At 72.3% G+C, this 24828-nt stretch carries 19 protein-coding genes; 11 read left to right on the top strand and 8 right to left on the bottom strand.

All coding sequences use genetic code 11. The features are described from left to right. Window positions 1-313 precede the first annotated feature (313 nt). Genes ACZ61C_RS17020 through ACZ61C_RS17005 form a run of 4 tightly spaced genes read left to right on the top strand, consistent with a single transcriptional unit; the run spans window position 314 to window position 6074 of the window. Window positions 314-4306, top strand: a complete 3993-nt coding sequence (locus ACZ61C_RS17020; RefSeq protein ID WP_465308262.1) for a sensor histidine kinase — start codon at window positions 314-316, stop codon at window positions 4304-4306. After that, a complete protein-coding gene (locus tag ACZ61C_RS17015) occupies window positions 4303-4755 on the top strand; it encodes a roadblock/LC7 domain-containing protein (protein WP_465307622.1) in 453 nt (150 codons plus the stop codon). Before ACZ61C_RS17020 ends, ACZ61C_RS17015 begins: the two co-directional genes overlap by 4 nt. Window positions 4756-4762: 7 nt before the next feature. Beyond that, window positions 4763-5482 carry a DUF742 domain-containing protein gene (locus ACZ61C_RS17010; RefSeq protein ID WP_465307620.1) on the top strand — a complete coding sequence of 240 codons (720 nt, stop codon included), beginning with the start codon at window positions 4763-4765 and terminating at the stop codon, window positions 5480-5482. Window positions 5483-5510: 28 nt separating this feature from the next. Beyond that, on the top strand, window positions 5511-6074 hold the full coding sequence (locus ACZ61C_RS17005) for a GTP-binding protein (RefSeq protein WP_155542172.1): 564 nt from the start codon (window positions 5511-5513) through the stop codon (window positions 6072-6074). A gap of 39 nt (window positions 6075-6113) precedes the next feature. Here the strand turns inward: ACZ61C_RS17005 and ACZ61C_RS17000 are convergent, their stop codons facing one another. Genes ACZ61C_RS17000 through ACZ61C_RS16990 form a run of 3 tightly spaced genes read right to left on the bottom strand, consistent with a single transcriptional unit; the run spans window position 6114 to window position 7568 of the window. Further along, on the bottom strand, window positions 6114-6773 hold the full coding sequence (locus ACZ61C_RS17000; protein WP_465307618.1) for a DUF899 domain-containing protein: 660 nt from the start codon (window positions 6771-6773) through the stop codon (window positions 6114-6116). Beyond that, on the bottom strand, window positions 6770-7222 hold the full coding sequence (locus ACZ61C_RS16995; protein WP_465307616.1) for an SRPBCC family protein: 453 nt from the start codon (window positions 7220-7222) through the stop codon (window positions 6770-6772). The genes ACZ61C_RS17000 and ACZ61C_RS16995 overlap by 4 nt, the downstream gene beginning before the upstream one ends. Next, window positions 7215-7568, bottom strand: coding sequence for an ArsR/SmtB family transcription factor (locus tag ACZ61C_RS16990; RefSeq protein WP_465307614.1), 354 nt, complete (start codon window positions 7566-7568; stop codon window positions 7215-7217). The genes ACZ61C_RS16995 and ACZ61C_RS16990 overlap by 8 nt, the downstream gene beginning before the upstream one ends. A 138-nt stretch (window positions 7569-7706) precedes the next feature. Here ACZ61C_RS16990 and icmF point away from each other — a divergent pair, with 138 nt between their 5' ends. Further along, the gene (gene icmF / locus ACZ61C_RS16985) at window positions 7707-10940 is read left to right on the top strand and encodes a fused isobutyryl-CoA mutase/GTPase IcmF (RefSeq protein ID WP_465307612.1); all 3234 of its coding nucleotides are present in this window, start codon (window positions 7707-7709) and stop codon (window positions 10938-10940) included. A gap of 15 nt (window positions 10941-10955) precedes the next feature. Here the strand turns inward: icmF and ACZ61C_RS16980 are convergent, their stop codons facing one another. Beyond that, entirely contained in the window at window positions 10956-11639 is a 684-nt protein-coding gene (locus ACZ61C_RS16980) for a class I SAM-dependent methyltransferase (RefSeq protein ID WP_465307610.1), read from the bottom strand. Between the two features lie 76 nt (window positions 11640-11715). Between ACZ61C_RS16980 and ACZ61C_RS16975 the strand changes: the two genes are divergently transcribed. Next, entirely contained in the window at window positions 11716-12546 is an 831-nt protein-coding gene (locus ACZ61C_RS16975; RefSeq protein ID WP_465307608.1) for an LLM class F420-dependent oxidoreductase, read from the top strand. 93 nt (window positions 12547-12639) lie between these two features. On the opposite strand, the gene ACZ61C_RS16970 is transcribed toward ACZ61C_RS16975, so the two are convergent. Both ACZ61C_RS16970 and kstR read right to left on the bottom strand, forming a co-directional pair. Beyond that, entirely contained in the window at window positions 12640-13134 is a 495-nt protein-coding gene (locus tag ACZ61C_RS16970) for a maleylpyruvate isomerase N-terminal domain-containing protein (protein ID WP_465307606.1), read from the bottom strand. Then, window positions 13131-13763 (bottom strand): cholesterol catabolism transcriptional regulator KstR, encoded by a 633-nt coding sequence (kstR, locus tag ACZ61C_RS16965; protein WP_465307604.1) that lies wholly within the window; start codon window positions 13761-13763, stop codon window positions 13131-13133. The genes ACZ61C_RS16970 and kstR overlap by 4 nt, the downstream gene beginning before the upstream one ends. A 249-nt stretch (window positions 13764-14012) precedes the next feature. Between kstR and ACZ61C_RS16960 the strand changes: the two genes are divergently transcribed. From ACZ61C_RS16960 to ACZ61C_RS16945, 4 genes are all read left to right on the top strand, one after another. Next, window positions 14013-16064: an acyl-CoA dehydrogenase family protein gene (locus ACZ61C_RS16960; RefSeq protein WP_465307602.1), complete on the top strand. Its 2052-nt coding sequence runs from the start codon at window positions 14013-14015 to the stop codon at window positions 16062-16064. A 93-nt stretch (window positions 16065-16157) separates the two neighbouring features. After that, on the top strand, window positions 16158-19400 hold the full coding sequence (locus ACZ61C_RS16955) for a DEAD/DEAH box helicase (RefSeq protein WP_465307600.1): 3243 nt from the start codon (window positions 16158-16160) through the stop codon (window positions 19398-19400). Continuing rightward, complete coding sequence (locus tag ACZ61C_RS16950) at window positions 19400-20560, top strand: SWIM zinc finger family protein (protein WP_465307598.1); 1161 nt, start codon at window positions 19400-19402, stop codon at window positions 20558-20560. The genes ACZ61C_RS16955 and ACZ61C_RS16950 overlap by 1 nt, the downstream gene beginning before the upstream one ends. An 85-nt stretch (window positions 20561-20645) precedes the next feature. Then, a complete protein-coding gene (locus tag ACZ61C_RS16945) occupies window positions 20646-21608 on the top strand; it encodes a hypothetical protein (protein ID WP_465307596.1) in 963 nt (320 codons plus the stop codon). Window positions 21609-21653: 45 nt separating this feature from the next. On the opposite strand, the gene ACZ61C_RS16940 is transcribed toward ACZ61C_RS16945, so the two are convergent. Then, complete coding sequence (locus tag ACZ61C_RS16940; RefSeq protein ID WP_465307594.1) at window positions 21654-22889, bottom strand: alpha/beta hydrolase; 1236 nt, start codon at window positions 22887-22889, stop codon at window positions 21654-21656. A gap of 64 nt (window positions 22890-22953) precedes the next feature. Between ACZ61C_RS16940 and ACZ61C_RS16935 the strand changes: the two genes are divergently transcribed. Then, window positions 22954-24339, top strand: a complete 1386-nt coding sequence (locus tag ACZ61C_RS16935) for a WS/DGAT/MGAT family O-acyltransferase (protein ID WP_465307592.1) — start codon at window positions 22954-22956, stop codon at window positions 24337-24339. On the opposite strand, the gene ACZ61C_RS16930 is transcribed toward ACZ61C_RS16935, so the two are convergent. Beyond that, the gene (locus tag ACZ61C_RS16930; protein WP_465307590.1) at window positions 24323-24820 is read right to left on the bottom strand and encodes a nitroreductase family deazaflavin-dependent oxidoreductase; all 498 of its coding nucleotides are present in this window, start codon (window positions 24818-24820) and stop codon (window positions 24323-24325) included. The two genes, ACZ61C_RS16935 and ACZ61C_RS16930, sit on opposite strands and share 17 nt — an antisense overlap. Between the last annotated feature and the right edge of the window lie 8 nt (window positions 24821-24828).

The raw sequence follows: 24828 nt of genomic DNA, 5'->3' as shown, positions 1-24828 counted from the left end.
CGACCGAACGGGGAACAAAATTGACCGGCAGGACCGCGGGGGTACGATTCTTTGGCCCAGCTGACCGCAGCGATCGATTGGCACCGATTAAGTTGATCTCGACGACCGTGCAGACCGCAAGTTGCGCCGTGCACGTGCAGAGTCCCGGGCACGGGACGCCGGGACGGTGCCTGCCCGGAACCGGGCGTGCGAACAGCGCGGACAGCGGGGCAGCCGGGGGCGAGCGAGGGCGGACACCGACGCCGCGCCGCCGACGCGGATCCATGACGCCGGACAGGGAGTCACTCACGTGACCGTTGCAGGAGAAGGTCAGGTGCCCGTGGGGGAGCTGCTCGGCCGAGCGCCCCGGCGGTCCAAGGGCAAGGACGCCTGGCGCGCGCTGGTGCGCTGGCGCGACTGGAGCCTGCCCGTCAAGCTCTCGGCCGTCACCGTCGTGCCCATCATCCTCGCGCTGGTGCTCGGCATCACGACGATCGCCGCGCAGGTGAGCCGCTCGGACGAGTACCAGCGGCTCGACCGGCTCGTCGCGCTCGGCGGCCAGACGCGCGCGCTGACCGGCGCGCTCCAGCAAGAGCGCACGGTCACCGCGGCGATGCTGACCGACGGCACCGTCGGTGGCACCCCCGAGCTGGCCGCGGCCCGCAAGGCGACCGACGCCGCGATCGACCCGTTCACTTCGGCGCAGGCCCGCGCGGCCGACGTCGAGCCCGGGGTGGCCGGCGCCGCCGGCGCGGCGACCGCGCAGATCAGCACGCTGGGCTTCCTCCGCCGTCAGGTCGACGGCGGCCAGCTCGGCCCGGCCCAGGCCGTCACCGCCTACTCCGGGGTCACCGGTGCGCTGATCAGCCTCGACACCGCCGCCACGGCGGGCGCCGGCGACGGCACCCTCGGCGGCACGCCCGCCGGGCTGCACGAGCTGCTGGTCGCGGGCGAGCAGGTGTCGCTCAGCCAGGCCCTGGTCTCCTACGGCATCACCCGCGCGTCGCTGACGCCGAGCGAGCTGGCCACCGTCCGCGCCGCCGAGCTGCGGCTGGCCGACCGGCTCGTCGACTTCCGCTCCGCGGCGGGCGACGCGCTGCAGCGCGACTTCGCGGCGATCGCCGAAGGCACCCAGGCGCAGAGCCGCGCCCGGATGGTCGAGTCGGTCGTGAACGCGCAGAGCAGCGCCGTCGACGACGCCTTCCGCGCGCTGTCCGCGGCGGACTGGAACGCCGCGTCCGCCGCGATGCGGACGCAGATCGGCCAGGTCGCCGACCGGCTCGGCGCGTCGGCGTCGGCGACGTCGACCGAGCTGGTCGACGAGGCCAGCAGCGGCGCGGGCCTGCTCGCGGTGCTGCTGTTCGCCGCGATGGTGCTCGCGGTCGCGGTCGTCTTCCTCATCACCCGCCAGCTGCTGCGCTCGCTGAAGGTGTTGCGCCGCAGCGCTCTCGACGTCGCCGAGACGGCGCTGCCCGAGGCGGTCCGCAACATCCAGGAGGGCCGCGCGCAGGGCACGGACGTCGTGCCGGTGCCGGTGCGGACCGACGACGAGGTCGGCGAAGTGGCCCGCGCCTTCGACAAGGTGCACCACCAGGCGCTGCGGCTCGCGACCGAGCAGGCCGCGATGCGCACGGGTTACGGCAGCGTCTTCGTCAACCTCTCCCGCCGCAGCCAGAGCCTGGTGCAGCGGCAGCTGCAGCTGATCGAGCAGCTGGAGCGGGACGAAGAGGACGCCGACCAGCTGGCGACGCTGTTCCAGCTCGACCACCTCGCCACCCGGATGCGCCGCAACAACGAGAACCTGATGGTCCTCTCCGGCGCCGAGCCGGGCCGCCGGTCGGGCAAGCCGGTCGGCACCACGGACATGCTCCGCGCGGCGGTGTCGGAGATCGAGCAGTACCAGCGGGTCCAGGTGCAGCCGCCGCCCCCGGCCCGCGTGGTCGGGTACGCCGCGAGCGACCTGATGCGCCTGGTCGCCGAGCTGCTGGACAATGCGACCGCGTTCTCCGCGCCGGAGACGTCGGTGACGGTGGCGTCGCGGCTGGGTGAGGACGGCTCGCTCAACATCGACATCCTCGACAAGGGCATCGGCATGAACGAGGCCGAGGTCGGCGAGGCGAACACGCGGCTGACCGAAGCCGGGTCGGTCGACCTGGCCACGTCGCGCCGGATGGGCCTGTTCGTCGTCGGCCGGCTCGCCAGCCGGCACCGGATCGGGGTTTCGCTGCACGGCGGCAAGGACATCGTCGGGGTCCGCGCGACCGTCGTCGTCCCGCCGGACCTGGTGATGCCGGTGACCGACGGCCCGGTGACCGGCCCGATCGGCTCGCCCCAGCAGCACCCGGCGAGCCCGGCGGCGGGCAACCGCCTGCCGCGCCGCCCGGTCAACGGCAACTCCCGCCCGCGGCCGCTGGTCCCGCCGCAGCCGGCGATGGGGGAGGAGCGCTGGCCGTCGGCGAACGACCTCGCCGGGCTGGCGAACGGCCACGGCCCCACGGCCCCGCGCCCGCCGTCCGACCTCGAGATCTCCGGGACGGCGCTGTTCGCCCCGATCCCGAAGGACGAAGAGGTCCCGCCGCAGCGCCCGACGTTGCCGCCGGTGCCGACCGTGCTCCCGGTCCCGCAGCCGGAGCAGCCCCCGCGCGCGGGTGACCTCCCGGCGGGCAAGGACCTGTTCTCCGCCAACGAAACCACGCTCGGCGACTGGTGGCGCCAGGCGACGACAACCCCCGCGGCCCCGGCCCCCCCGCCGCCTGCGGCCGCCCCGGCACCGGACCGCTCGGAGACGACGCCGATCTTCGACGAGATGCTGTCGGCGTGGTTCCGCGAGGACAAGCCGGCGGCCGGGGAAGAGCCGGCCGCTGCCAGCGCCGCTTCGCCCGCGGTGGAGAAGAAGGCGGCGGAGGAGCCGCAGGAGCAGGAGCCTCGCAGCTGGGACTTCGCGAGCGACGAAAACTGGCGCACGGTCCAGGCGGTGACGAAGGCCGAGCCGACGGCGTTCACCGACGCGGGCCTGCCCCGCCGCCGCCGCGGCGAGCAGCTGATGCCGGGCAGCGCAACGTCGACGCCACCGGCCCAGCCCCCGTCGGCCCCGGCTCGCCCCGAGCTCCCGGTCCGCGACCCGGCGGACGTCCGCGGCCGCCTCAGCAGCTTCCAGCAGGGCGTGACCCGCGGCCGCCAGCAGGCCCGCAAGGCCGCGGCGGATGCGGCCCAGCAGCCGGAATCCTCGGCTCTGCCCCCGCGCGGGGCGGGGGAGCAGGCTGGGCAGGCGAACGGCTTGGTGTCGCCGGGTCAGCAGGGGACCGGCGGATCGCAGCCGGGTGCCTTCGAGTCGCCCGCGGCTGCGCCGCAGACGAACGGCCTGCCGCAGCCGGGCCCTGCCGCCGGTTCACAGCCGGGGGCCGGCCAGGCGAATGGCCTTGGCCAGCACGGGCCTGCCGCTGGTTCGCAGCCGAGCGCTTTCGAGTCGCCGCAGGCAGGGCAGGCGAACGGCCCGGGTCAGCAGGGACCGGCGACGGGTTCGCAGCCGGGCGCCTTCCAGCCGCCTGCGGCCGCACCGCAACCGAATGGCCTGCCGCAGCCGGGCCGGCAAGGACCTGCCGCGGCGCAGGCCGGGCAACCGAATGGCCTGCCGCAGCCGGGCCGGCAAGGACCTGCCGCGGCGCAGGCCGGGCAGCCGAACGGCTTGCCGCAGCCGGGCCAGCAGGGACCCGCGGCGGCGCAGGCCGGGCAGCCGAACGGCTTGCCCCAGCCGAGCTCCCGACAGGCCAATGGGCTGGCCCAGCCAGTCCAGCGGCCCGACGAGCCGCAGCCGAACGCCTTCCAACCGGCGCCAGGCCAGCCGAATGGCCCGGCTCAGCCCCACCCCTTCCCGCAAAGCCCGGCAACCGGCGGCCTCCCTCAGCCAAGGCAGCAGTCACCCGGCGCGGAGCCACCTCCGACCACCGGCCAGCTGCCACCGGCCGGCCGTCCGGCCACCCCGCCGTCCGCGCTCCCGTCCCGCCGCTCCGCCCCACCGGAAGTCCGCGCCGAAGAAACCACCGCGGAGTGGACCTTCGGCACCGACGAAGGCTGGCGCGCGGTGCAAGCGGTGTCCCAGTCGGCGCCCGCCACCTTCACTTCGGCAGGATTGCCCCGGCGCCGTCGCGGGGAGCAGCTTCTCCCGGGCAGCGCCGGACCGCCCACCGGGGCCACGGCCCCCCGACCCCAACGTGACGCCCACGACGTGCGCGGCCGCCTGCGGAGCTTCCAGCAGGGCATCGAGCGCGGACGCCACCGCACCGCGCGGGCCACTGAGACCAACCACGAGACACTGGAGGGTGAATGACCTCGCCGAGTAATGCGCAGCCGACGCAGAATCAGTTCGGCTGGCTGATCAACGACTTCGCCGAGCGGGTGCCGGGCGTGGCGCACGCCGTGGTCGTCTCGGCGGACGGCCTGCTGCTGAGCGCGTCGAACCGGCTGCCGCTGGACCGGGCCGACCAGCTCGCCGCGGTCGCCTCCGGGCTGGTCAGCCTCACGCAGGGCGCGGCCCGGTGTTTCGAGGCGGGGGCGGTCAACGAGACCGTCGTGGAGATGGAGCTGGGGATCATGGTGCTGATGTCCATCAGCGACGGGTCCTGCCTGGCCGTGCTCGCCGCCCCCAACTGCGACATCGGTCAGGTCGCCTACGAGATGACGATGCTCGTCGACCGGGTCGGCCAGATCCTGACCCCGGAGCTGCGCGCCCAGCTCCAGGGCTCGGGTGGGTCGCTGATCGGCGAACCGGTGGGATGATGGCGCGATGAGCACGGGGTCCGGATCTTTCGGTGAACCACCGGAGGCGCACAACGCCGCCTCCGGCGCAGGGGACGACGGCACCTTCGCCGACGTCCTCAACGGGTTCACCCTGGATTCCGGCCGTGCCCGCCGGAAGCGCAAGAAGAACAAGGAGTCCCCGCCACCCCCGGCCGCCGGTGCGCACGCGGCCGCGGAACCGACGGCGCCCGCGCCGTCGGCCGACCAAGGAGATCCCGTGACCTCTTTAGTCTCTCCACCCGGCAGTACCGACGGGGACGGCCCCAGACCGGGCGGCCTGTTCGACCCGGGTCCGCCCAGCGGCGAGTTCGTCATGCCCGCGGTGTTCGAACAGCCCCCGGCTCCCGAAGACCAGACGGCGATCGTCCGGCCGTACGCTTTGACCGGTGGCCGCACCCGCGCGAACTATGCCCTGGAGCTGGAGACACTGGTCTCCGCGAAGGACTACGCTGCCACCGGTGGCTTCCCCGAGGTGGCCGCGGAGCAGATCGAGTGCGTCTCGATCATGGAAGAGTGCCGGACCCCCCGTTCGGTCGCCGAGATCGTGTCGGCCTTGCGGGTGCCGTTGGGCGTGGCCCGGGTGCTGATCAGCGACGCGGCGGACGCGGGGCTGGTCACGGTGCACAAGACGATTACGGGCAATGACGGCGCCGAGGCACATCTGGTGTTGATGGAAAGGGTTTTGAGTGGACTCCGTCGGCTTTAAGGCACCGCGGGACACCGCGCCCCCGACCATGACATCCGCCAAGATCGTGGTGGCGGGCGGCTTCGGCGCGGGCAAGACGACGTTCGTCGGATCGGTGTCCGAGATCGTGCCGCTCACCACCGAGGCGATGATGACCGACGCGAGCGTCGGCGTCGACAACCTCGACCACACCCCGGGCAAGTCGACGACCACCGTCGCGATGGACTTCGGCCGGGTGTCGCTGGACGCGGACCTGATCCTCTACCTGTTCGGCACGCCCGGGCAGCAGCGGTTCTGGTTCATGTGGGACGACCTGGTCCGCGGCGCGATCGGCGCGGTCGTGCTGGCGGACACCCGCCGGCTGGCCGACTCGTTCGCCCCGATCGACTTCTTCGAAGACCGGGGGCTGCCGTACATCGTCGGCGTCAACACGTTCGACGGCGTGCTGGAGCACGACATCAACGACGTGCGCGAGGCGCTGTCGATCGATCCGAACATCCCGATCGTCCGCTGTGACGCGCGGGACCGCGAGTCGACGAAGCAGACGCTGATCACGCTGGTCGAGTACGCGATGCGGCAGTGGATCGCGCTGCGGGCGGCCAAGTCGCGCTGACGCCGCCGGGCCCGGGGGAGCGCCCCGGGCCCGCGACTTTCAGTACTCGTCGTGGAGGCGCCACCAGGAGCTGGGGCCGGCATCGCCGTGGCTCTCCTCTTCCCACGCCTCCTGCCGGCCCAGCGGGGTGATGTCGAGGTAGCGGTGCGTCACCAGGAACTGCTCGCCACCCCGGCCGTTGGTGAAGTACGTGCGGTACACCTGGTCGCCGTCGCGGAGGAACACACTGACGCCGAAGGCACTGCCGACGCCGCAGTCGTCGGGGAACTCCGTGCCGTTCGCGGACACCCACGGCACGTCCCAGCCCATCCGGGTCTTGAACCGCTCGATCTCCGCCAGCGGAGCCGGCGCGACGACCTTGAGCGTGACGTCCCGGGCGTGCAGGTGCGCCAGGTGCGGCAGGTTGTCGACGATCATCGAGCAGCCGGGGCAGACCGCGTCGCCGCTGCCCGGGTAGAGCATGAAGTGGTAGACGACGAGCTGGGGCCGGCCCTCGAAGAGGTCGAGCAGGCTCTTCTTGCCCTCCGGCGAGTCGAACTCGTACGGCTTGGTGAAGGGCACCATCGGCAGCCGGCGCCGTTCGGCGGCGAGGGCGTCGGCCGCCTTCATGTGCGCTTTCTCCTTGGCGAGCAGCGCGTCCCGCGCGGCCTGCCACTCTTCGGGCGAGGCGATCGGGGGCAGGGCGTGGGTCGAGGTCATCGGGGGTCCTTTCCTCGGGAGTGGATGAAGCCGGCCAGATCTTCGAAGCACGACGTCCAGCCGTCCTGGTGGCTGTCGCGGTCGGCGGCGGTGGGGAAGCCGCTCTGGGTGAAGGTCATCTCGGTCTTGCCGCCGTGGTCGGCGAAGTCGATCGTCACGAGGGTCTCGGCGCGCAGGTCGCCTTCGGAGTCCCAGGCGAAGGTGAATACGAGCCGTTCGGGGGCGGTGATCTCGCGGTAGACGCCGTGCATCCAGTGCTCGTCGCCTTCCGGGCCGCGGATGCAGGCGCGCCAGGCGCCGCCCGGCCGGGTCGCGAGCGTGACGGCGGCACCGGTGTACCCGTGCGGGCCCAGCCAGCTCGCGAGCTGGTCGGGGTCGGTCCACGCGCCGAACACGAGCTCGCGGGGCGCGTCGAAGACACGGGTGATGGTGAGGACGTCGTCAGGCATCTTCGGGTCCTTCGGTCGTGCGCTGCAGGGTTCGCAGGTGTTCCTCGAGGCGGTCGAACCCCTCGTCCCAGAACGGGCGGTAGGTCGCGACCCAGTCGGCGACGTCTTCCAGGGGTTTCGCCTCCAGCCGGCAGGGCCGCCACTGGCGGGTGCGGCCGCGGGTGATGAGCCCGGCCTGCTCCAGCACCTTCAGGTGCCGCGAAACCGCGGGCAGGCTCATCGGGAACGGCTCGGCGAGCTCGTTCACGGTCGCCTCGCCGGCCGAAAGCCGGGCGAGGATGGCGCGCCGCGTGGGGTCGGCGAGGGCCGAGAACGTGCGGCTCAGGTCATCGGCGGCAGTGGTCATTTCAGCACCTTGTTAATTAAGGGACTCGTTAAACATAGCGCCGAGCTGGGTCTTGTCAAGGCTTCAGCGTGCGGTCGTGAGAGCCGTGTCACTGGTCCTCGGGTTTCCAATAGTAGGAAGTCAAAGTATTTTGGGAGGATGAGCAGTGAGCTGCACCGCCCCGCGCACCCCGTCCGGTTCGTCACGTCGTCGAGCCTCTTCGACGGTCACGACGCGTCGATCAACATCATGCGGCGGATCCTGCAGTCGCAGGGCGCGGAGGTCATCCACCTCGGGCACAACCGCTCGGTGGACGAGGTCGCCACGGCGGCCATCGCCGAGGACGTGCAGGGCATCGCCGTCTCCGCCTACCAGGGCGGGCACGTCGAGTACTTCTCCTACCTCGTCGAGCTGCTGCGCGAGCGCGGCGCCGGGCACATCAAGGTCTTCGGCGGCGGGGGCGGGGTGATCGTGCGCGAGGAGATCGAGCTGCTGCACTCGCGCGGCGTCGCCCGGATCTTCTCGCCCGAGGACGGCTACGAGCTGGGCCTGCCGGGCATGATCAACCTGATGATCAAGGCCTGCGACGTCGACCTGGCGGCCGAAGCCCCGGCGCTCGACAAGGTGCTCTCCGGCGACGTCGCGGCGCTCTCGCGCGTCATCACCCAGCTGCAGGCGGAGCAGCTCTCCGGCGAGCTGCTCGCCGGGCTCACCGAGGCCGCGGGCAAGCGGGAGGTGCCGGTGCTCGGCATCACCGGCACCGGCGGCTCGGGCAAGTCCTCGCTCACCGACGAGCTGATCCGCCGCTTCCGCCTCGACCAGGAGGACAAGCTGCGGATCGCGGTGCTCGCCGTCGACCCGTCGCGGCGCAAGGGCGGCGGCGCGCTGCTCGGCGACCGCATCCGGATGAACTGCCTCGACGGCTCCCCGGTGTACTTCCGCTCGCTGGCCACCCGGACGACGTCCGGCGAGATCCCGGCCGGGCTGAGCGAGTCGATCGTGGCGTGCAAGGCGGCCGGGTTCGACCTGGTGATCGTCGAGACGCCGGGCATCGGGCAGGGTGACGCCGGGATCGTCGACTTCGTCGACCAGTCGCTGTACGTGATGACGCCGGAGTTCGGCGCCGCGTCGCAGCTGGAGAAGATCGACATGCTCGACTTCGCCGACGTCGTCGCGATCAACAAGTTCGAGCGCCGCGGCGCCGAGGACGCCCGCCGCGACGTCGCGCGCCAGCTGGTGCGCAACCGCGAGGCGTTCGACTCCGGTCCCGAGGACATGCCGGTCTACGGCACGAGCGCCGCGAAGTTCAACGACGACGGCGTCACCGCGCTCTACCAGCACCTGCGCGGCCTGCTCGCCGAGCGCGGCCTGACCGTTTCGGCCGGCACGCTGCCGGTGGTCGAGGGCAAGGTGTCGACCGACGCGAGCACGATCATCCCGGGCAACCGCGCGCGCTACCTGGCCGAGATCGCCGACACCGTGCGCGGGTACCACACGAAGACCGGCCAGCAGGTCGCCGCGATCCGCAAGCACGAGGCGCTGGCGACCACCCGCGCCGAGCTGGCCAAGGTGGACGCGGCCACCGACGCGCTGGACGGCCTGCTCGCCACCGCGGAGTCCGAAGTGGACGGCGAGTCGGCCAAGCTCCTCGAGCGCTTCCGCGCGCTGGCCGAGGAGTACCGCCAGGACGAGCTCGTCGTCAAGATCCGCGACAAGGAGCTGCACACGCAGCTGTGGCGCGACACGCTGTCCGGCAACCGGATCCCGCGCGTCGCCCTGCCGCGCTACACCGAGTCCGGCGAGCTGCTGTCGTTCCTCCGCCGCGAGAACCTGCCGGGCTACTTCCCCTACACCGCCGGGGTTTTCCCGTTCAAGCGCGAGGGTGAGGACCCGGCGCGGATGTTCGCCGGCGAGGGTGACCCGTTCCGCACCAACCGGCGGTTCAAGCTGCTCTCGGCCGACTCCGAGGCCAAGCGGCTCTCGACCGCGTTCGACTCGGTCACGCTCTACGGCCACGACCCCGACACGCGCCCGGACATCTACGGCAAGGTCGGCACCTCGGGCGCGTCCATCGCGACGCTCGAGGACATGAAGGTCCTCTACGACGGCTTCGACCTGACCGCACCGAGCACGTCGGTGTCGATGACGATCAACGGCCCGGCGCCGACGATCCTGGCCTTCTTCCTCAACACCGCGATCGACCAGAAGCTCGACGCCTTCCGCGCCGAGCACGGGCGCGAGCCGTCCGACGCCGAGGCCGCCGAGCTGCGCGAGTGGGCGCTGAAGAACGTGCGCGGCACCGTGCAGGCCGACATCCTCAAGGAGGACCAGGGCCAGAACACCTGCATCTTCTCCACCGAGTTCAGCCTCCGGATGATGGCCGACATCCAGGAGTGGTTCATCGAGCACGGCGTCCGCAACTTCTACTCGGTCTCGATCTCCGGCTACCACATCGCCGAGGCCGGGGCGAACCCGATCTCGCAGCTGGTGTTCACGCTGTCCAACGGGTTCACCTACGTCGAGTCGTACCTGGCCCGAGGCATGGACATCGACGACTTCGCGCCGAACCTGTCGTTCTTCTTCTCCAACGGCATGGACGCCGAGTACACGGTCCTCGGCCGGGTGGCGCGGCGGATCTGGGCCGTGGCCATGAAGGAGCGCTACGGCGCGAACGAGCGGTCGCAGAAGCTCAAGTACCACGTGCAGACGTCCGGGCGGTCGCTGCACGCGCAGGAGATGAGCTTCAACGACATCCGCACGACGCTGCAGGCGCTCTGCGCGCTGTACGACAACGCGAACTCCTTGCACACCAACGCCTTCGACGAGGCGATCACGACGCCGTCGGAGTCGTCGGTGCGCCGCGCGATGGCCATCCAGATGATCATCAACAAGGAGTGGGGCCTGTCGAAGAACGAAAACCCGCTGCAGGGTTCGTTCATCGTCGACGAGCTGACCGACCTGGTCGAGGAGGCCGTGCTGGCCGAGTTCGACCGGATCTCCGAGCGCGGCGGCGTGCTCGGCGCGATGGAGACCGGCTACCAGCGCGGCAAGATCCAGGACGAGTCGATCCTCTACGAGCGCAAGAAGCACGACGGCTCGCTGCCGATCGTCGGGGTCAACACCTTCCGCAACCCGCGCGAGGGTGAGGACGACGTCGAGGTCGAGCTGGCGCGCGCGACGGAGGCGGAGAAGAAGTCGCAGCTGGACCGGCTCGCGGACTTCAAGAACCGCCACCACGAGGAGGCCCAGCAGGCGCTGAAGGCGCTGAAGGAGGCGGCCACGCGCGGTGGCAACCTGTTCGGTGTCCTGGTGGACGCGGCGCGGGTGTGCTCGCTCGGTCAGATCACCGAGGCGTTCTTCGAGGTGGGGGGCCAGTACCGCCGCAACGTCTGACCCCCGCGCCCGAGGTCAGCGGCGGGTCGCCGTCAGCTGCCAGACCGGGACGAGGACCCGGCCGTCGGCGTCGGTGTCCATCCCGGCCAGGCCGGCCGCGTCGGTGTCGAGCACGACCTGGACGCTCTGGCGCAGCTCGTCCGGGGTCATCGACGTCGTGTAGACGGTCGGTTCGAGCCGGTCGATCGTCCAGTCCTTGCCGACCGTCTCGCGCAGGTTGGCCTCGCTGATCAGGTACGGCGCCGGGAACGTGTCGGGCACGTCGGGGGAGAAGGCGAACAGGTGCAGCCGCGCACCCGGCCGCGTCGCGCGGGTGAGGGCCGCGAGGTACTGACGCCGCTGGTCTTCGGACAGGCAGTGGTAAAGCGCGCTGTCGAGAACCGTGTCGAAGCGGCCTTCGTAGCCTTCGAGCTTCGTCGCGTCGGCCACCGCGAAGGTGGCGTCCGGGGTGCGGGTGCGGGCCTGCTCGATCGCCGAAGGCGCGCCGTCGAGGCCGGTGACGTGCAGGCCGCGGGAGGCGAGGAACGCCGAGTTGTCGCCGAGGCCGCAGCCGATGTCGAGCACCTCGCCGGTGAACTCGCCGGCGTCGGCCAGCGCGACGACGGCGGGCTGCGGCGCGCCGATGTCCCACGGCATCTTCCGCCCGATCGGGGTGGCGCCCTGGTAGAGCTCTTCGAAGTCGATGTCCTGAACGTCCATCACTACCCCCTTATTCAACGTATGATGAGATCACTCCATCCTGCACCACCTGTCAACCTGGTGGTAGTCGTTGAGTATGAAATTCGGGATCTCGACGTTCGTGACCGACGAAGGCATCCGGCCGGACGTGCTGGGCGCGGCGCTGGAAGAGCGCGGCTTCGACTCGCTGTTCCTGGCCGAGCACTCGCACATCCCCGTCAGCCGGGAGAGCCCGTATCCGGGCGGGGGAGACCTGCCGGAGAAGTACAAGCGCACCCTCGACCCGTTCGTGGCGCTCACCGCCGCGGCCACCGCGACGTCGGAGCTGCTGCTCGGCACCGGGATCGCGCTGCTGATCCAGCGCGACCTCATCCACACGGCCAAGGAGGTCGCGTCCCTCGACCTCGTCTCCGACGGGCGTGCGCTGTTCGGCGTCGGCGTCGGCTGGAACCGCGAGGAGATGCGCAACCACGGCACCGACCCGAAGACCCGCGGTGCGCTGATCGACGAGCAGCTGGCCGCGCTCAAGGAGATCTGGACGAAGGACGAGGCCGAGTTCCACGGCCGGCACGTCGACTTCGACCCGATCTACGCCTGGCCGAAGCCCGTCCACAAGCCGCACCCGCCGATCTACATCGGTGGTGAGAGCGAAGCGGCCCTGAACCGCCTCGCCCGCTACGGGGACGGCTGGCTGCTTCGCGGTCACACGCACTTCGACGAGGCCAAGCGCGTCCGCGGCTGGCTCGCCGACCAGGGCCGCACCGACGTCCAGTTCGCCGTCTTCGGCGGTGACACGAAGGCCAAGGTGATCGACGGCTTCCGCGAGGCGGGCGTCGAGCGTTACACATTCCTGCTGGAGACGATGCCGGAGGCCGAGACGCTCAAGGCGCTCGACGAGCTGGCCGCCGTGGTGGCCGAGCACCGCTGACGGGCCAGGGGCCCAGGTCCGGGAGGACGCCGGTCAGGCCTTCGCCGCCGGCCCTCCCGGACAGCCACGCGGCCAGCTCGCGCACGGTCCCGGTCACTTCGGTGTCCCCTGCGCCCCAGCGCCGGTCGCCGTCGCGGACAGCCACGCCGTCGGGCAGGCGGTCCTGGAGGAAGTCCACGGCGTGGCCGCAGAAGTCCGCCGGCCAGCCGGCGAAGCCGACCCCGACAGCTTCCCGTCGCGGTAGTCGACGTGCTGGCTCCAGTCGGTCACCCGGGCCCACGCGTCTTCGAGGCGGACGGAGTGGCGAAGCAGGGCTCGCCGGTGCTCTTCGGCGGAGCGGCCCGCGGTCGCCTCGATGATGCCGTCGCGATCGTGCGTCTTCGGGTCGTAGAGCGGGACGAGCACCCCGCGCAGCGCGCTCTCGACCAGGTCGGCCAGCGCGCGTCCGGCGTCGGTGACGTGGGCCAGCACGTGCCCGCGGGTCCAGCCCGGCAGCGGTGACGGCTCGTGGACCCGCTCGTCGGTGAGGGGTTCCAGGGCGCGGTGCAGCCGGCTGTGGGCCACGGCGACCGCGGCCGTCGGGATCACTTGTCGAGCAGCAGGTGGACCGACAGCTCGAGCCGGTTCGCGACGTCGGCGGCCGACGCCCGGCGGGTCACCCAGGCCACCAGGTTCGCCATCCAGACGTCCGCGACGACGTGGAAGATGTCGCGGTCGGCCTCGGTCGGGTCGGAGATCCCCATCGCCTGGCCGAACATGTTCTCCATCAGCCGCCCGACCTGCTCGACCTCGGCGGCGGCGGAGGTGTCGGCGAACATGAACGCGCGCACCATCGCCTCGGTGAGGTGCGGGTCGCGCTGCATCAGCCGGGTGTTGCGGCCGAGCACGAACATCAGCCGCTCGGCCGGGGTGTCGCCCGGGATGGCCTGGCGTTCCAGCTTCTCCTGCGCGCGTTCGAACTCGCGCGCCAGCCCGGAGACGAGCAGGTGGATCTTCGACGGGAAGTACCGGTACAGGGTGCCGAGCGCGACGTCGGCCTTCTCGGCGACGGCCCGCATCTGGACGGCGTCGTACCCGCCCTTCGAGGCCAGGGCGAGGGTCGCGTCGATGATCCGGCGGCGGCGGTCGCGCTGGGCGGCCGAGCCGAGTTCGTCGGCTCCGATCGCGCTCAGCCCGTTGCCGCGTGCCTTCACCGGCGCTTTGGCTTTGCCGGGCATCGGTGTTCCCCCGTCCCTCGGAACTTGTTCCAGTTCACGACGTAGAGTACCTGTCCTGGCGAAACGTTCAACCAGTGACCCACTGGCCGAAAAACTGTAACACGTTCTACACTCGCGAGTAGTATTGCCGATCCGGTCGAAAGCAGGCGGAGACGGCCCGGAGCCTTCCGCTCACCGGCACCAGTTCCGCCGTGGCTGCCGGCCGGATCGGCAACAGCCGACACAGTGTTCTTACCGCGAGGAGGGCCCATGCCGGTCGCGCTCACCGAGGAACAGGCCGCGCTGGCCGAGGCGATCCACGCCTGGTCGGCCGCGCACCACCCGCGAGAGGCGGTGCGGGCGGCGGAAACCGGTGCTGCCGCGGGGGTTCCCGCCGGCTTCGCCGATCTCGGCCTCTTCGGGGTCGCCCTGCCGGGCTCGGCCGGCGGCGCCGACGGCAGTGTCGCCGACCTGGCCGCCGGGCTCGCCGCGGCGGCCGAAGAACTTGTTCCCGGACCGGTGCTTTCGACGGCACTGGCCGGGCTCCTCCTGGTGGAGGTTCCCGAGGCCAAGGAGCTGCTCGCGGCGGTGGCCGAGGGAGCGGCGACAGTCGCGGTGCTGCTCGACGCGCCGTCGCTCTCCGGCGGCGTCTCCGGGCCGGTGCCCGGCGCTGACGCCGCCTCGTGGCTGCTGGTGCCGGCCGACGGTGGTCACGTGCTCCTCGCGCCGGGCACACCCGGGGTGACGGTCGAGCCGCTGGCGCCGTTCGACTTCTCGCGCCCGCTGGCGCGCGTCCGGTTCTCCGGCGTCCGTGGCGACGTTCTGAGCCTGCCGACGGTCGCTCCGCTGGCGGCGACCCTGGCCTCGGCGGAAGCGGCGGGAGTGGCGCGTCGCTGCCTGAGCGTCGCCGTCGAGTACGCGAAGGTCCGCGAGCAGTTCGGCCGGCCCATCGGCGCGTTCCAGGCGATCAAGCACCTGTGCGCGGAGATGCTGTGCCGCGCCGAAGCGGCCGAAGCGCTGGCATGGGACGCGGCCTCCGGACAGCACCCGCTGTCGGTGGCGAGCGCGGCCGTCGTCGCCCTCGACGCGGCCGTCGCCAATGCGAAGGACTGCGTCCAGGTGCTCGGCGGGATCGGGTTCACCTGGGAGCACGACGCCCACCTCTACCTGCGCCGCGCCGTCGCCCTGCGGCAATGGCTCGGCGGGTCGTGGCGCCGTCGGGCGGCTTCGCTGGCGCTCGAGGGGACCGAACGCACCCTCGGCGTCGACGTCGGAGACGATTCTGACCTGCGGGACGAAGTGGCGCGGATCGCCGCGCTGCCTTCGGCTGCTCAACGCGTCGCGCTCGCCGACGCGGGCCTGCTGACGCCGCACTGGCCGGCGCCGTACGGCCGCGGGGCCGACGCCGCCGGGCAGCTGCGGATCGACGCCGAGCTGGCGGCCGCCGGCGTCCGCCGTCCCGACCTGGTGATCGGGGCCTGGGCCGTCCCGACGATCCTCGAGCACGGCAGTGACGAGCAGCGCGAGCGGTTCGCGCGGCCCACCCTGCGGGGTGAGCTCACGTGGTGCCAGCTGTTCAGCGAGCCCGGCGCCGGGTCCGACCTGGCGGCGCTGCGGACGGCCGCGCGGCGCGTCGACGGCGGCTGGCGGCTGACCGGGCAGAAGGTGTGGACGTCGCTCGCCCGCGAAGCCGACTGGGGGATCTGCCTGGCGCGCACCGATCCGGACGTGCCGAAGCACAAGGGGATCACGTACTTCCTCCTCGACATGCGCGCCGAGGGCATCACGACCCGGCCGTTGCGCGAGATCACCGGCGAGGCCGTGTTCAACGAGGTGTTCCTCGACGACGTGTTCGTCCCGGACGCCGACGTCGTCGGCACCCCCGGCGGCGGCTGGCGGCTGGCGCGGACGACCCTGGCCAACGAGCGGGTGGCCCTCGGGAGCGGGTTCGCGGTCGGCGAGAGCGTGCAGTCGCTGGTGTCCACAGTGGACGCCTCGGCGTTGGACGACGTGGCGCTGGACCGGCTCGGGTCGTTGGTGGCCTTCGGGGTGGCGGGGTCGGTGCTGGACCTGCGCGCGGCGTTGCGGCAGCTCGGCGGGCAGGACCCGGGCGCGGAGTCGAGCGTGCGGAAGCTGCTCGGCGTGCAGCACCGGCAGGACGTCGCGGAGTTCGCGCTGGAGCTGGCGGGGGTGGGCGGTCTCGTCGCGGGTGATCCCCGGCAGCACGAGTTCCTCCTGACCCGTTGTCTGTCGATCGCGGGTGGCACGACGCAGGTGCTGCGTTCGCTGACGGCGGAACGGCTGCTGGGGCTGCCTCGCTGAGTCTCCTCGTGAGTCTTCTCGTGAGACGGTGCGAAAGGACCGTTCGTGCCGCCGGGCCCGAAACTGTCGGGGGCGTGTTCTAGCGTTGCGGTCGTGGAGTTCAGCGCAGACACCCAGGCCACCTACCTTCCCGCGGATCCGCCGCGGGAAGGCGTGCTGGCGTTGTGGGGCGACGACGTGGCCGGCGGGACCACGATCGAGCTCGTGCTGCCCCGGGGCGCGAAGTTCGCGCGGACGAAGGTCGACGCGGAGCTCGTCCCGCTCGAACGCGCCCTGCCGCGGCTGCTCGCGGTGGGGGAGGACGCCAGCCCGGCCGTCGCGGCGTGGTCGGCGGCCGTCAACGCGGGGGTGAACCTCGTCGCGCGCGGGCGGCTGCGGCCCGCGGCGTCCCCGGGCGGCGCGGCGGCCTGGCGGATCGGCCCGCTCGACGCCGCCGACGAAGAACTGCTGCGCGGCCTGGCCGGCGCGTTGCCCCCCGAGGCGTACGCGCTGCCGCTGACCGGGCTGAAGCGCATCCGCCTGCATTCACCGGACTCCCTGGTGCGCGCCCTCTGGGACGCGACCGCCGACCTGCTGGTCCGCAGCCCGGCGGCCCCGGTCGGGGCGGGCGATCCCGCGTTCGCGGCGCGCGAACCGGCGCTGCTCGGCCCCGACGCCGCGGCCTGGCTGGCCGAGCTGGAGGCGCGCGAGCCCCGCGGAGTGCAGGTGCTGTTGCGGGTCGAGGGCCGGGAGGACGACTCGTTCGCCGGGGTGCTGGCGGTGCGCAGCATGGCGGAGCCGAGCCTGGTGGTGGAGGCGTCAACGCTGTGGGACGCGCCGGACGCGGTGCTGAACCGCCTCGGCGACCAGGTGGAGACCCAGCTCCTCCTCGGCCTCCGCCGCGGCGCGCGGGCCTGGGCGCCGCTAGGCCGGGCACTGGCCGAAGCCGCGCCCGCGGAGCTGCCCCTGTCGGACGACGACGTCGTCGACCTCCTGACGAACGGCACCCGCGACCTCGGCGGCGCCGGCATCGAGGTGCTCTGGTCGAAGGGCCTGTTCGCGGGCGAAGTGAAGGCGAAGGCGAGCGCGACCCAGGCCCCGGCGAGCGTCACGGAGGCGGAGTTCGCGCTGCGAAGCCTCCTGGAGTTCCGCTGGCAGCTCAGCCTGGGCGGCGAGCAGCTGACGGAGGCCGAGGTGGCGGCCCTGGCCGAGGCGAAGCGCCCCTTGGTCCGGCTGCGCGGCCAGTGGGTACGGGTCGACCCGCAGCTGCTGGCCCGGGTCCGAGGCCGAACCCGCAAGCTCGAGGCGGGCGAAGCCCTGGCGGCGGCCCTGACGGGCGAGCTGGAACTGGACGGCGAACGGGTGGAGTTCGCGGCCCCACCGGTCTTGGGCGGGCTGGCCTCACGCATCCGCGACCGGGATGGCGTGGCGGTGGCGGTGCCCCCGGGGTTGCAGGCGACGTTGCGGCCGTACCAGCAGGCGGGCTTGGCGTGGATGGCCACGATGACGGGCCTTGGCCTGGGTGCGTGCCTGGCTGATGACATGGGCCTGGGCAAGACGATCCAGCTGATCGCGTTGCATCTGCACCGCCGAGCCCTGGCGCAGGCGCGCCCCGAGACGCGAGGGGTGGGCGGGCTGCCGAGCGAACTCACCTCGCCCGAGGCGGGTCCGGTCGCCGAGCTGCCGGGCGAACTCGTGTCGCCCGAGGCGGAGCTGGTTGCCGAGCTGCCGGGCGCATCTGTGGCCGGACAGGTCGCCGAGCTGCCGGGCGAACTCGCGCCGCCCGAGGCCGGGCCGATCCGCAAACCTCCGGGCGCGCCTGCGGCCGGATCAAAACGGTCGCGTGCGAAGCCGGTGCCGGCCGAGCGCGGCACCGAGCTGGCAACCATCGGCGGCTCGACCGATCCTGCCGCCGAGCTGCCCGCCGATTCCGCCGCCGAAGCTCCCCGATCCGCCGCCGATCCGGAACCAGCCGGTGGCTTGCCGCCCGAGCATGCCCCGGCGCCCGTATCGGAGTCGGTGTCGGCCGCCGAGCCCGCGCCGGATTCGGTGCCACCTGCCGAGGCCGCGCCCCCAGCCGACCCCGCTGCAGGCCTCCCGCAACCCGGCGGCCCAACCCTCGTCCTCTGCCCCACCTCCCTCCTCGGCAACTGGGAACGCGAGTTCGCCCGCTTCGCCCCCGGCATCCCGGTCCGCCGCTTCCACGGCGGCAGCCGCCACCTCGACGACCTCGCCCCCGACGAAGTCGTCCTCGCCACCTACGGCGTCCTCCGCCGTGACCGCGAGACTCTGTCCGAAGTGGACTGGGGCCTCGTCGCCGCCGACGAGGCTCAGCACGTCAAGAACCCGCTGTCCGCCACCGCGAAAGAACTCCGCAAGATCCCCGCGCAAGCCAAGGTCGCCCTCACCGGAACCCCCGTCGAGAACCGGCTCACCGAGCTGTGGTCCATTGTGGACTGGACCACCCCCGGTCTGCTCGGCCCGCTCGACCGCTTCCGCCGCACCGTCGCGCGGCCGATCGAGCGCGACCGGGACAAGGCCGTCACCGAACGGCTGGCCGCCACCGTGCGGCCGTTCCTGCTCCGGCGCCGCAAGTCCGACCCGGACATCGCCCCGGAGCTGCCGCCCAAGACCGAGACCGACCGGTTCGTCCCGCTCACCGCCGAGCAGACCACCCTCTACGAAGCCGTGGTCCGGGAAAACATGGCCGAAATCCGGGAGACCCAAGGCATCAAGCGGCGCGGGCAGGTCCTCCAGCTGCTCACCGAGCTCAAGCAGATCTGCAACCATCCCGCGCAGTTCCTCAAGGAGCCGCACGGCGGGCTCACCGGGCGCTCCGGCAAGCTCGCCGCGTTCGAAGAGCTGGTCGACGTCATCCTCGACGAGGGCGAGAGCGTCCTCGTGTTCAGCCAGTACGTCCAGCTCTGCCGGCTGCTCGAACGGCGGCTGTCCGAGCGCGGCCTGCCCACCGAGCTGCTCTCGGGCGAGAGCTCGCCGGCCAAGCGGCAGGACATGGTCGACCGCTTCCAGGCCGGCGAGATCCCGGTTTTCCTGCTGTCGCTCAAGGCGGGCGGCGTCGGGCTCAACCTGACCCGCGCCACCCACGTGATCCACTACGACCGCTGGTGGAACCCCGCGGTCGAAGACCAGGCCACCGACCGCGCCTACCGCATCGGCCAGGACCGGCCGGTCCAGGTGCACCGGCTGATCGCCGAGGGCACGCTCGAGGAGCGGATCGCGCAGGTGCTGGAGAAGAAGCGCGGGCTGGCCGAGTCGATCGTCGGCGCCGGGGAAGACTGGATCACCGAACTGTCCGACGACGCGCTCGCCGACCTCGTGCGCCTCGGGAGCGGGTGATGTCCCCACGGCGGAACTTCGGCCACACCTGGTGGGGCCGGGCCTGGGTCGACGCCTTGGAACAGCGCGCGAAGCTCGACCCGAACCGGCTGCCCCGCGGGCGGACGTACGCGCGCAAGGGCACGGTCAGCGAGCTGCACGTCGCCGCTGGGGCGGTCACCGCCCGGGTGCGCGGCAGCCGCCCGGAGCCCTACAAGGTCACCATCACCATGCGCACCTTCACCGACGGCGAATGGGACACCCTGCTCGGCGTCGTCGGCACGCAGCTCGGCCACGCGGCGGCCCTGCTCGACGGCGAGCTGCCGGGCGCGCTCGCCGAGCAGGCCCGCGAGGCGGGCGCCGACCTGCTGCCCGGCCCGGGCGACCTGCGGCCGCGATGTTCGTGCCCGGACTCGGCGAACCCGTGCAAGCACGTCGCCGCGGTGTACTACCTGGTCGCCGACGAGGTCGACCGCGACCCGTTCACTCTGTTCCTGCTGCGCGGACGTCCCCGGGCGGACGTCCTGGCCGAGCTGCGCGCCCGCCGGGCGCCGGCGCGCGGCGAGAAGCCGAAGCTCCCGAAGCCCGTGGACGAGGGTCTGACACCGCGAGCCGCCTACGCACGACGGCTGGGGGCGCTCCCGGAGCTGCCGCCGCCCCCGCGGGTCGCCGGGTCACCCGCGGTCCTCGACCTCGACCCGCCGCCGAGCACCGGCTGGACGGCGGCAGCGCTGTCCGGCCTGGCCGCGGACGCGGCGGCCCTGGCCCGCGACCTGCTGGTCGGCGGCGCGACGGCCGCGGAGCTGACGTTCGAGGAAGACCTCGCCCGGCGCGCGGCGGGCCGCTCCGGCCCGGACTTCACCGCGCTGGCGACGGCGGCCGGCGTGCCCCTGCGGGACCTGGTCCGCTGGGCCGAGGCGTGGCGCGAAGCGGGCCGCGACGGCTTGGCGGTTGTTCGCGAGGCGTGGCAACCGGGGCCGGGCCCGCTGGCGGAGGCGCGGGCAGTCCTGGCCGACGCGGGGTTGCCGGGAACCCCGAAGGCGTGGCGCAACCGCATGACACAGGGAGAGCTGCAGCTGCGCTACGGCCGCGACGCTCGTTGGTACCGCTTCATCCGCGCGGGCGGGGAGTGGCGCATGGACGGCCCACCCTCCGCGAGCCTCGTGGACCTGGCCTACTGACCGACCGGCGTGACAAGTGACAAGTTGCGGGGACCGAGAGCGCGCCTCGCTTGTCGTTCGAGATCGGGACCGGCATTCTCGGCCGGTGGAGTGGACCGACGACATGACTGTGCGCGTTGCCCGTGGAACGTCAACGGGCGGGCTTGTCTCGTATCTGCGAGCGGCGCTCGCCCAGGGGGCGTCCCGGCGCGATGTGCTTGCCGTCTTGACCGAACGGTTCGCGCTGCCGTTCGATGATGCGCGGCTCGCCATGGACCGCGTCGCGGGCGGAGTCGTTCGCGCCGGGTCCGGCAGCTCCGCCAACGAGCCGGACCCCGTCAAGGACCCGCTGGCCTGGATGTCCTACCGCCTCGAGCTCGGCCTGCCCATCGACGACGATGCCGCCGGGCCATCCTCGGAAGAGCGGGCGGCCGCCGAGGCGCTCCTGGAGCGAGCGCGCCGTGGCGAGCCCACGCATGGCACGGAGGACGTCGCCGTGGCGCTCGAGGTCGCACGCCTGGCCGTCGCGTCGCAGGAGCCGGGTCGCACACGCTTCCCCCTTCTCCTCGAAGCGGCGACGTCACTGTCGGTCGCAGCCGAAGCTTGCATCGCCCGGTTGGGGCAGCGGCCCTGTGCCCCGGAGGGTTCCCAGGAATGGGTCGACGGTGTCGCACTCGCCGCGGCCGCCCGTCAGGTCACCGCGAAGTTCGCTGCCCAGCCCGACCCGCAGCTCGAAGAGAGCGGCCTCGGACTGGTGGGACGCATCGTCACCCGGCTGCTGGGGCAGTGTCACGCCTTCGTCGGGCGAGTGATGATCGAGTCGGCCCGCTGCATCCAGCGCAACGGCGATCCCGGCCGAGCCGCCACCCACGTCGAGGCGGTCCTGACCGACTTCCAGGTCCTGCTCGACGAGTTCGAGGTCGACGCCCCGTTCGACGAGCACGTCATCGCCCTTGAGTACCTGTTGGCCGCCGTCGAGCTCGTCATCGAGGTAAGAGGCGATTCTCTCGAACTCGACGCCCTTCGCGACCGGACCAGGCTTGTGCTTGCGCGCTCATCGACGCACTGAGTCGGGCGAGGTGGGCGGCACGCCGGGAAGGAGCCTCTGGTGTGCTTACCGGTTCTCGGCCTTCCAGGAGTGGTAGGTGTGGTCCAGAAACCGCGCCACGCCCCGCACCACATGCGCACTCCGCACCGAAGTGAACACGTCGAACGCGTGCTGAGCCCCCGCCAGCTCGGCATAAGCCACCGGCTGCCGGGACTTCTCCCGCAGCCGCCGCACGAACTCGCGTGCTTCGCGGACCGGCACCAGCGAGTCGTCGCGGCCGTGGATCACGAAGAACGGCGGGGCCTCCGACGTGATCCGGTCCAGCGGTGACGCCGCGATGTAGTCGTCGAGATGCCGGACCGGGTCGCGGTCGGCCGCGAACACCCGGCGCGCGAGCAGGCTTTCCAGGCGGTACTGGCTCGCCCGCGATCCCGACGTCGCCGCGAAGTCGTACACCCCGTAGAGCGGGACGCACGCCTGGACGCTCGTGTCGACGTCCTCGAACTCCGGCTGCAGCGCCGGGTCGTTCTGCGACAACGCCAGCAGCGACGACAGGTGCCCGCCCGCCGAACCGCCCGTCACCGCCACAAAACCCGGGTCACCCCCGTACGAGGTGATCGAAGAGCGGATCCACGCCAACGCCTGCTTCGCCGCCACGATGTGCGCCGGCCAGCGGTGCGTCGGCGAGAGCGGGTAGTTGATCGCGACGCACACCCAGCCGCGGCGCGCCAGGTACCGCATCAGCGGACGGCCCTGCTCCTCCTTGTTGCCGATCACCCACGCGCCGCCGTGGACCTGCAGCAGCACTGGCGCGCCGGTCACCGGCGTCGCGGGCCGGTACACGTCCAGCAGGAAGCGCTTGCCGCCCGGGGCGTACGCGATGTTGCGGTCGACCCGGACGTCCGGCGCGCCCATCCGGAACGGCAGCGCCAGCTCGCCCCACGGTAAGCCGAGGTCGGAGCGGCCCAGCTCGTCCGCGTAGTCCTCGCCCAGCGCGGACGTCAGCGCCTTCTCGATCTCGTCGCGGGCGCCGTGCCCGGTCCGGATCAGCGCGGCCAGCCCGGCGGCGGACGCGGCCGCCATCGCGAGCCCGGCCTGCGTCGAGCGGTCGCGGACACCGTGGCGCGCCACGTGCACCGCGGTGTCCGCCGCCGTCAGCGCCAGGAACTGGGGCGCGAGCTCCCCGGTCAGCCAGCCGGCGAAGAACACCGGGATGGTCGTGGAGCGGGCTCGCAGGGGGCGGAGCGCGTTGGCGGTGAGGCCGAGCTGGACCGCGCGGCGGATCAGGAAGTTCGGCTGCACCCCCGTGATGATACCGGCGAGTAGGGTGACGCGCCGCTCACCGGAAGTGGCTTACGCTGGCGGCATGCAGAGACTGAGCGGCCTCGACGCGAGCTTCCTCTACCTCGAGACGCCGTCCCAGGTCCTGCACGTCTGCGGCCTGATGACCCTCGACGGCTCGACCGTCCCCGGCGGCTACACCTTCGCGAAGCTCAAGGAAAAGCTCGAAGAACGGGTCCGCGTGATCCCGGCGTTCCGCCGCAAACTGCACAATCCGCTCTGGAACGTCGGGCATCCCGTGTGGATCGAGGACGACGACTTCGACCTCGACCACCACGTGCACCGCATCGGCGTGCCGGCCCCCGGCGACCGCGCCGAGCTGGCCGAGCTGTGCGCGCACATCGCCGGGCAGCAGCTCGACCGCGCCCAGCCGCTGTGGCAGCTCTACGTCATCGAAGGCCTGGCCGACGGCCAGATCGCCGTGCTGCTGAAAATGCACCACGCGAGCGTCGACGGCGTGAGCGGCGCCAGCCTGATCGCCTACCTGGCCGGGCTCGAACCGGACGCGCCGATGCCCGAGGTCGAGCAGCCGCAGAACTCCGCGATCCCATCGCCCTTGCACCTGCTCCGCACCGGCGTCGAGAGCGTCGCGAAACGGCCTCTCGAGGTCGCGCGGCTGCTGCCGGACCTGGTGGGGCTCGTGCCGCGCTGGCTCGGGAAAACGATGCGCGGCAAGGGGATGCCGGTCCCGTTCACCGCGCCGCGGACGTCGCTGAACGGCACGATCACCGGGCACCGCAGCGTCGCGTTCGCCCAGCTCGACCTCGACGAGGTCAAGGAGGTCAAGAACGCCTTCGGCGTCACGGTGAACGACGTCGTGCTCGCGCTCGTCGCCGGCGCCCTGCGCGAGTTCCTCGAAGCGAGAGACGAGCTGCCGGACGACCCGCTGGTCGCGACCGTGCCGGTGTCGGTGCACGACCGCACCGAACGTGACCACGGCAGCAACAAGGTTTCGGCCTTCTTCGCGTCCCTGCCGACGCACCTGGCCGACCCGGCCGCGCGGGTGTTCTTCCTCGCCGAGGCCAACCGGCTGTCGAAGGACCACCACTACGACATCGACGCCGACATGCTGCAGGACTGGGCCCAGTTTTCCGCGGCGACGGCGTTCGGCATGGCCGTGCGCGCGTACTCGGCGCTGCGGCTGGCCGAGAAGCACCCGGTGGTGCACAACCTGGTCGTTTCCAACGTGCCCGGCCCGCCGATGCCGCTGTACCTGCTCGGCGCGCGGATCACCGGCCTCTACCCGCTCGGCCCGGTCTTCCACGGCGCCGGGCTGAACGTCACCGTGCTGTCCAACGCGGGCAAGGTGCACGTCGGCCTGCTCGGCGCGCGAGAGCTGGTCAAGGACCTGTGGCCGCTCGCCGACGCGCTCCCGGAGGCGCTGGCCGAGCTGCTCAAGGCCGCGGGCTGAGCACCACGACCGGGATCTCCCGGTCGGTCCACGCCTGGTACTTCGCGAAGTCGGCGTAGAGCTCGACCAGGCGCGGCCAGAGCTCGGCGCGTTCCTCGGTCTCGGTCACCCGAGCCGTGACCGGGACGTCGCGACGGCGCTTGAGGTGGACGCGGGTCTCGGGGTGCGCCAGCAGGTTGAAGTACCACTGCGGGTGCCGCGGCAGCCCGCCCTGGGAAGCGACGATGACGACGTCCGCGCCGGACCGCAGGTAAAGCAGCGGCGTGGTGAACAGCCGGCCGGACCTGCGGCCGCGGTGCTCCAGCAGCAGTGTCGGCACCGGCTTGCGGAACCCCGCCCCGACCCGCCACATGCTGCCGACGCGGCCGCCGGTCAGCCGGAAGACCGCCACCTGGGCCTTCGCGCCGTACTTCATGACCTTGGCCGTCACGGGCGAGTCGAGACCGCCGGGTTTCTCCTCCGGCAGGCTGAACCGTCCCATCGTGAGCT

Source organism: Amycolatopsis sp. NPDC104587, from assembly GCF_055583645.1.
The sequence above is the reverse complement of the archived record's forward strand: the minus strand, read 5'-3'. Positions and strand labels throughout refer to the sequence as shown.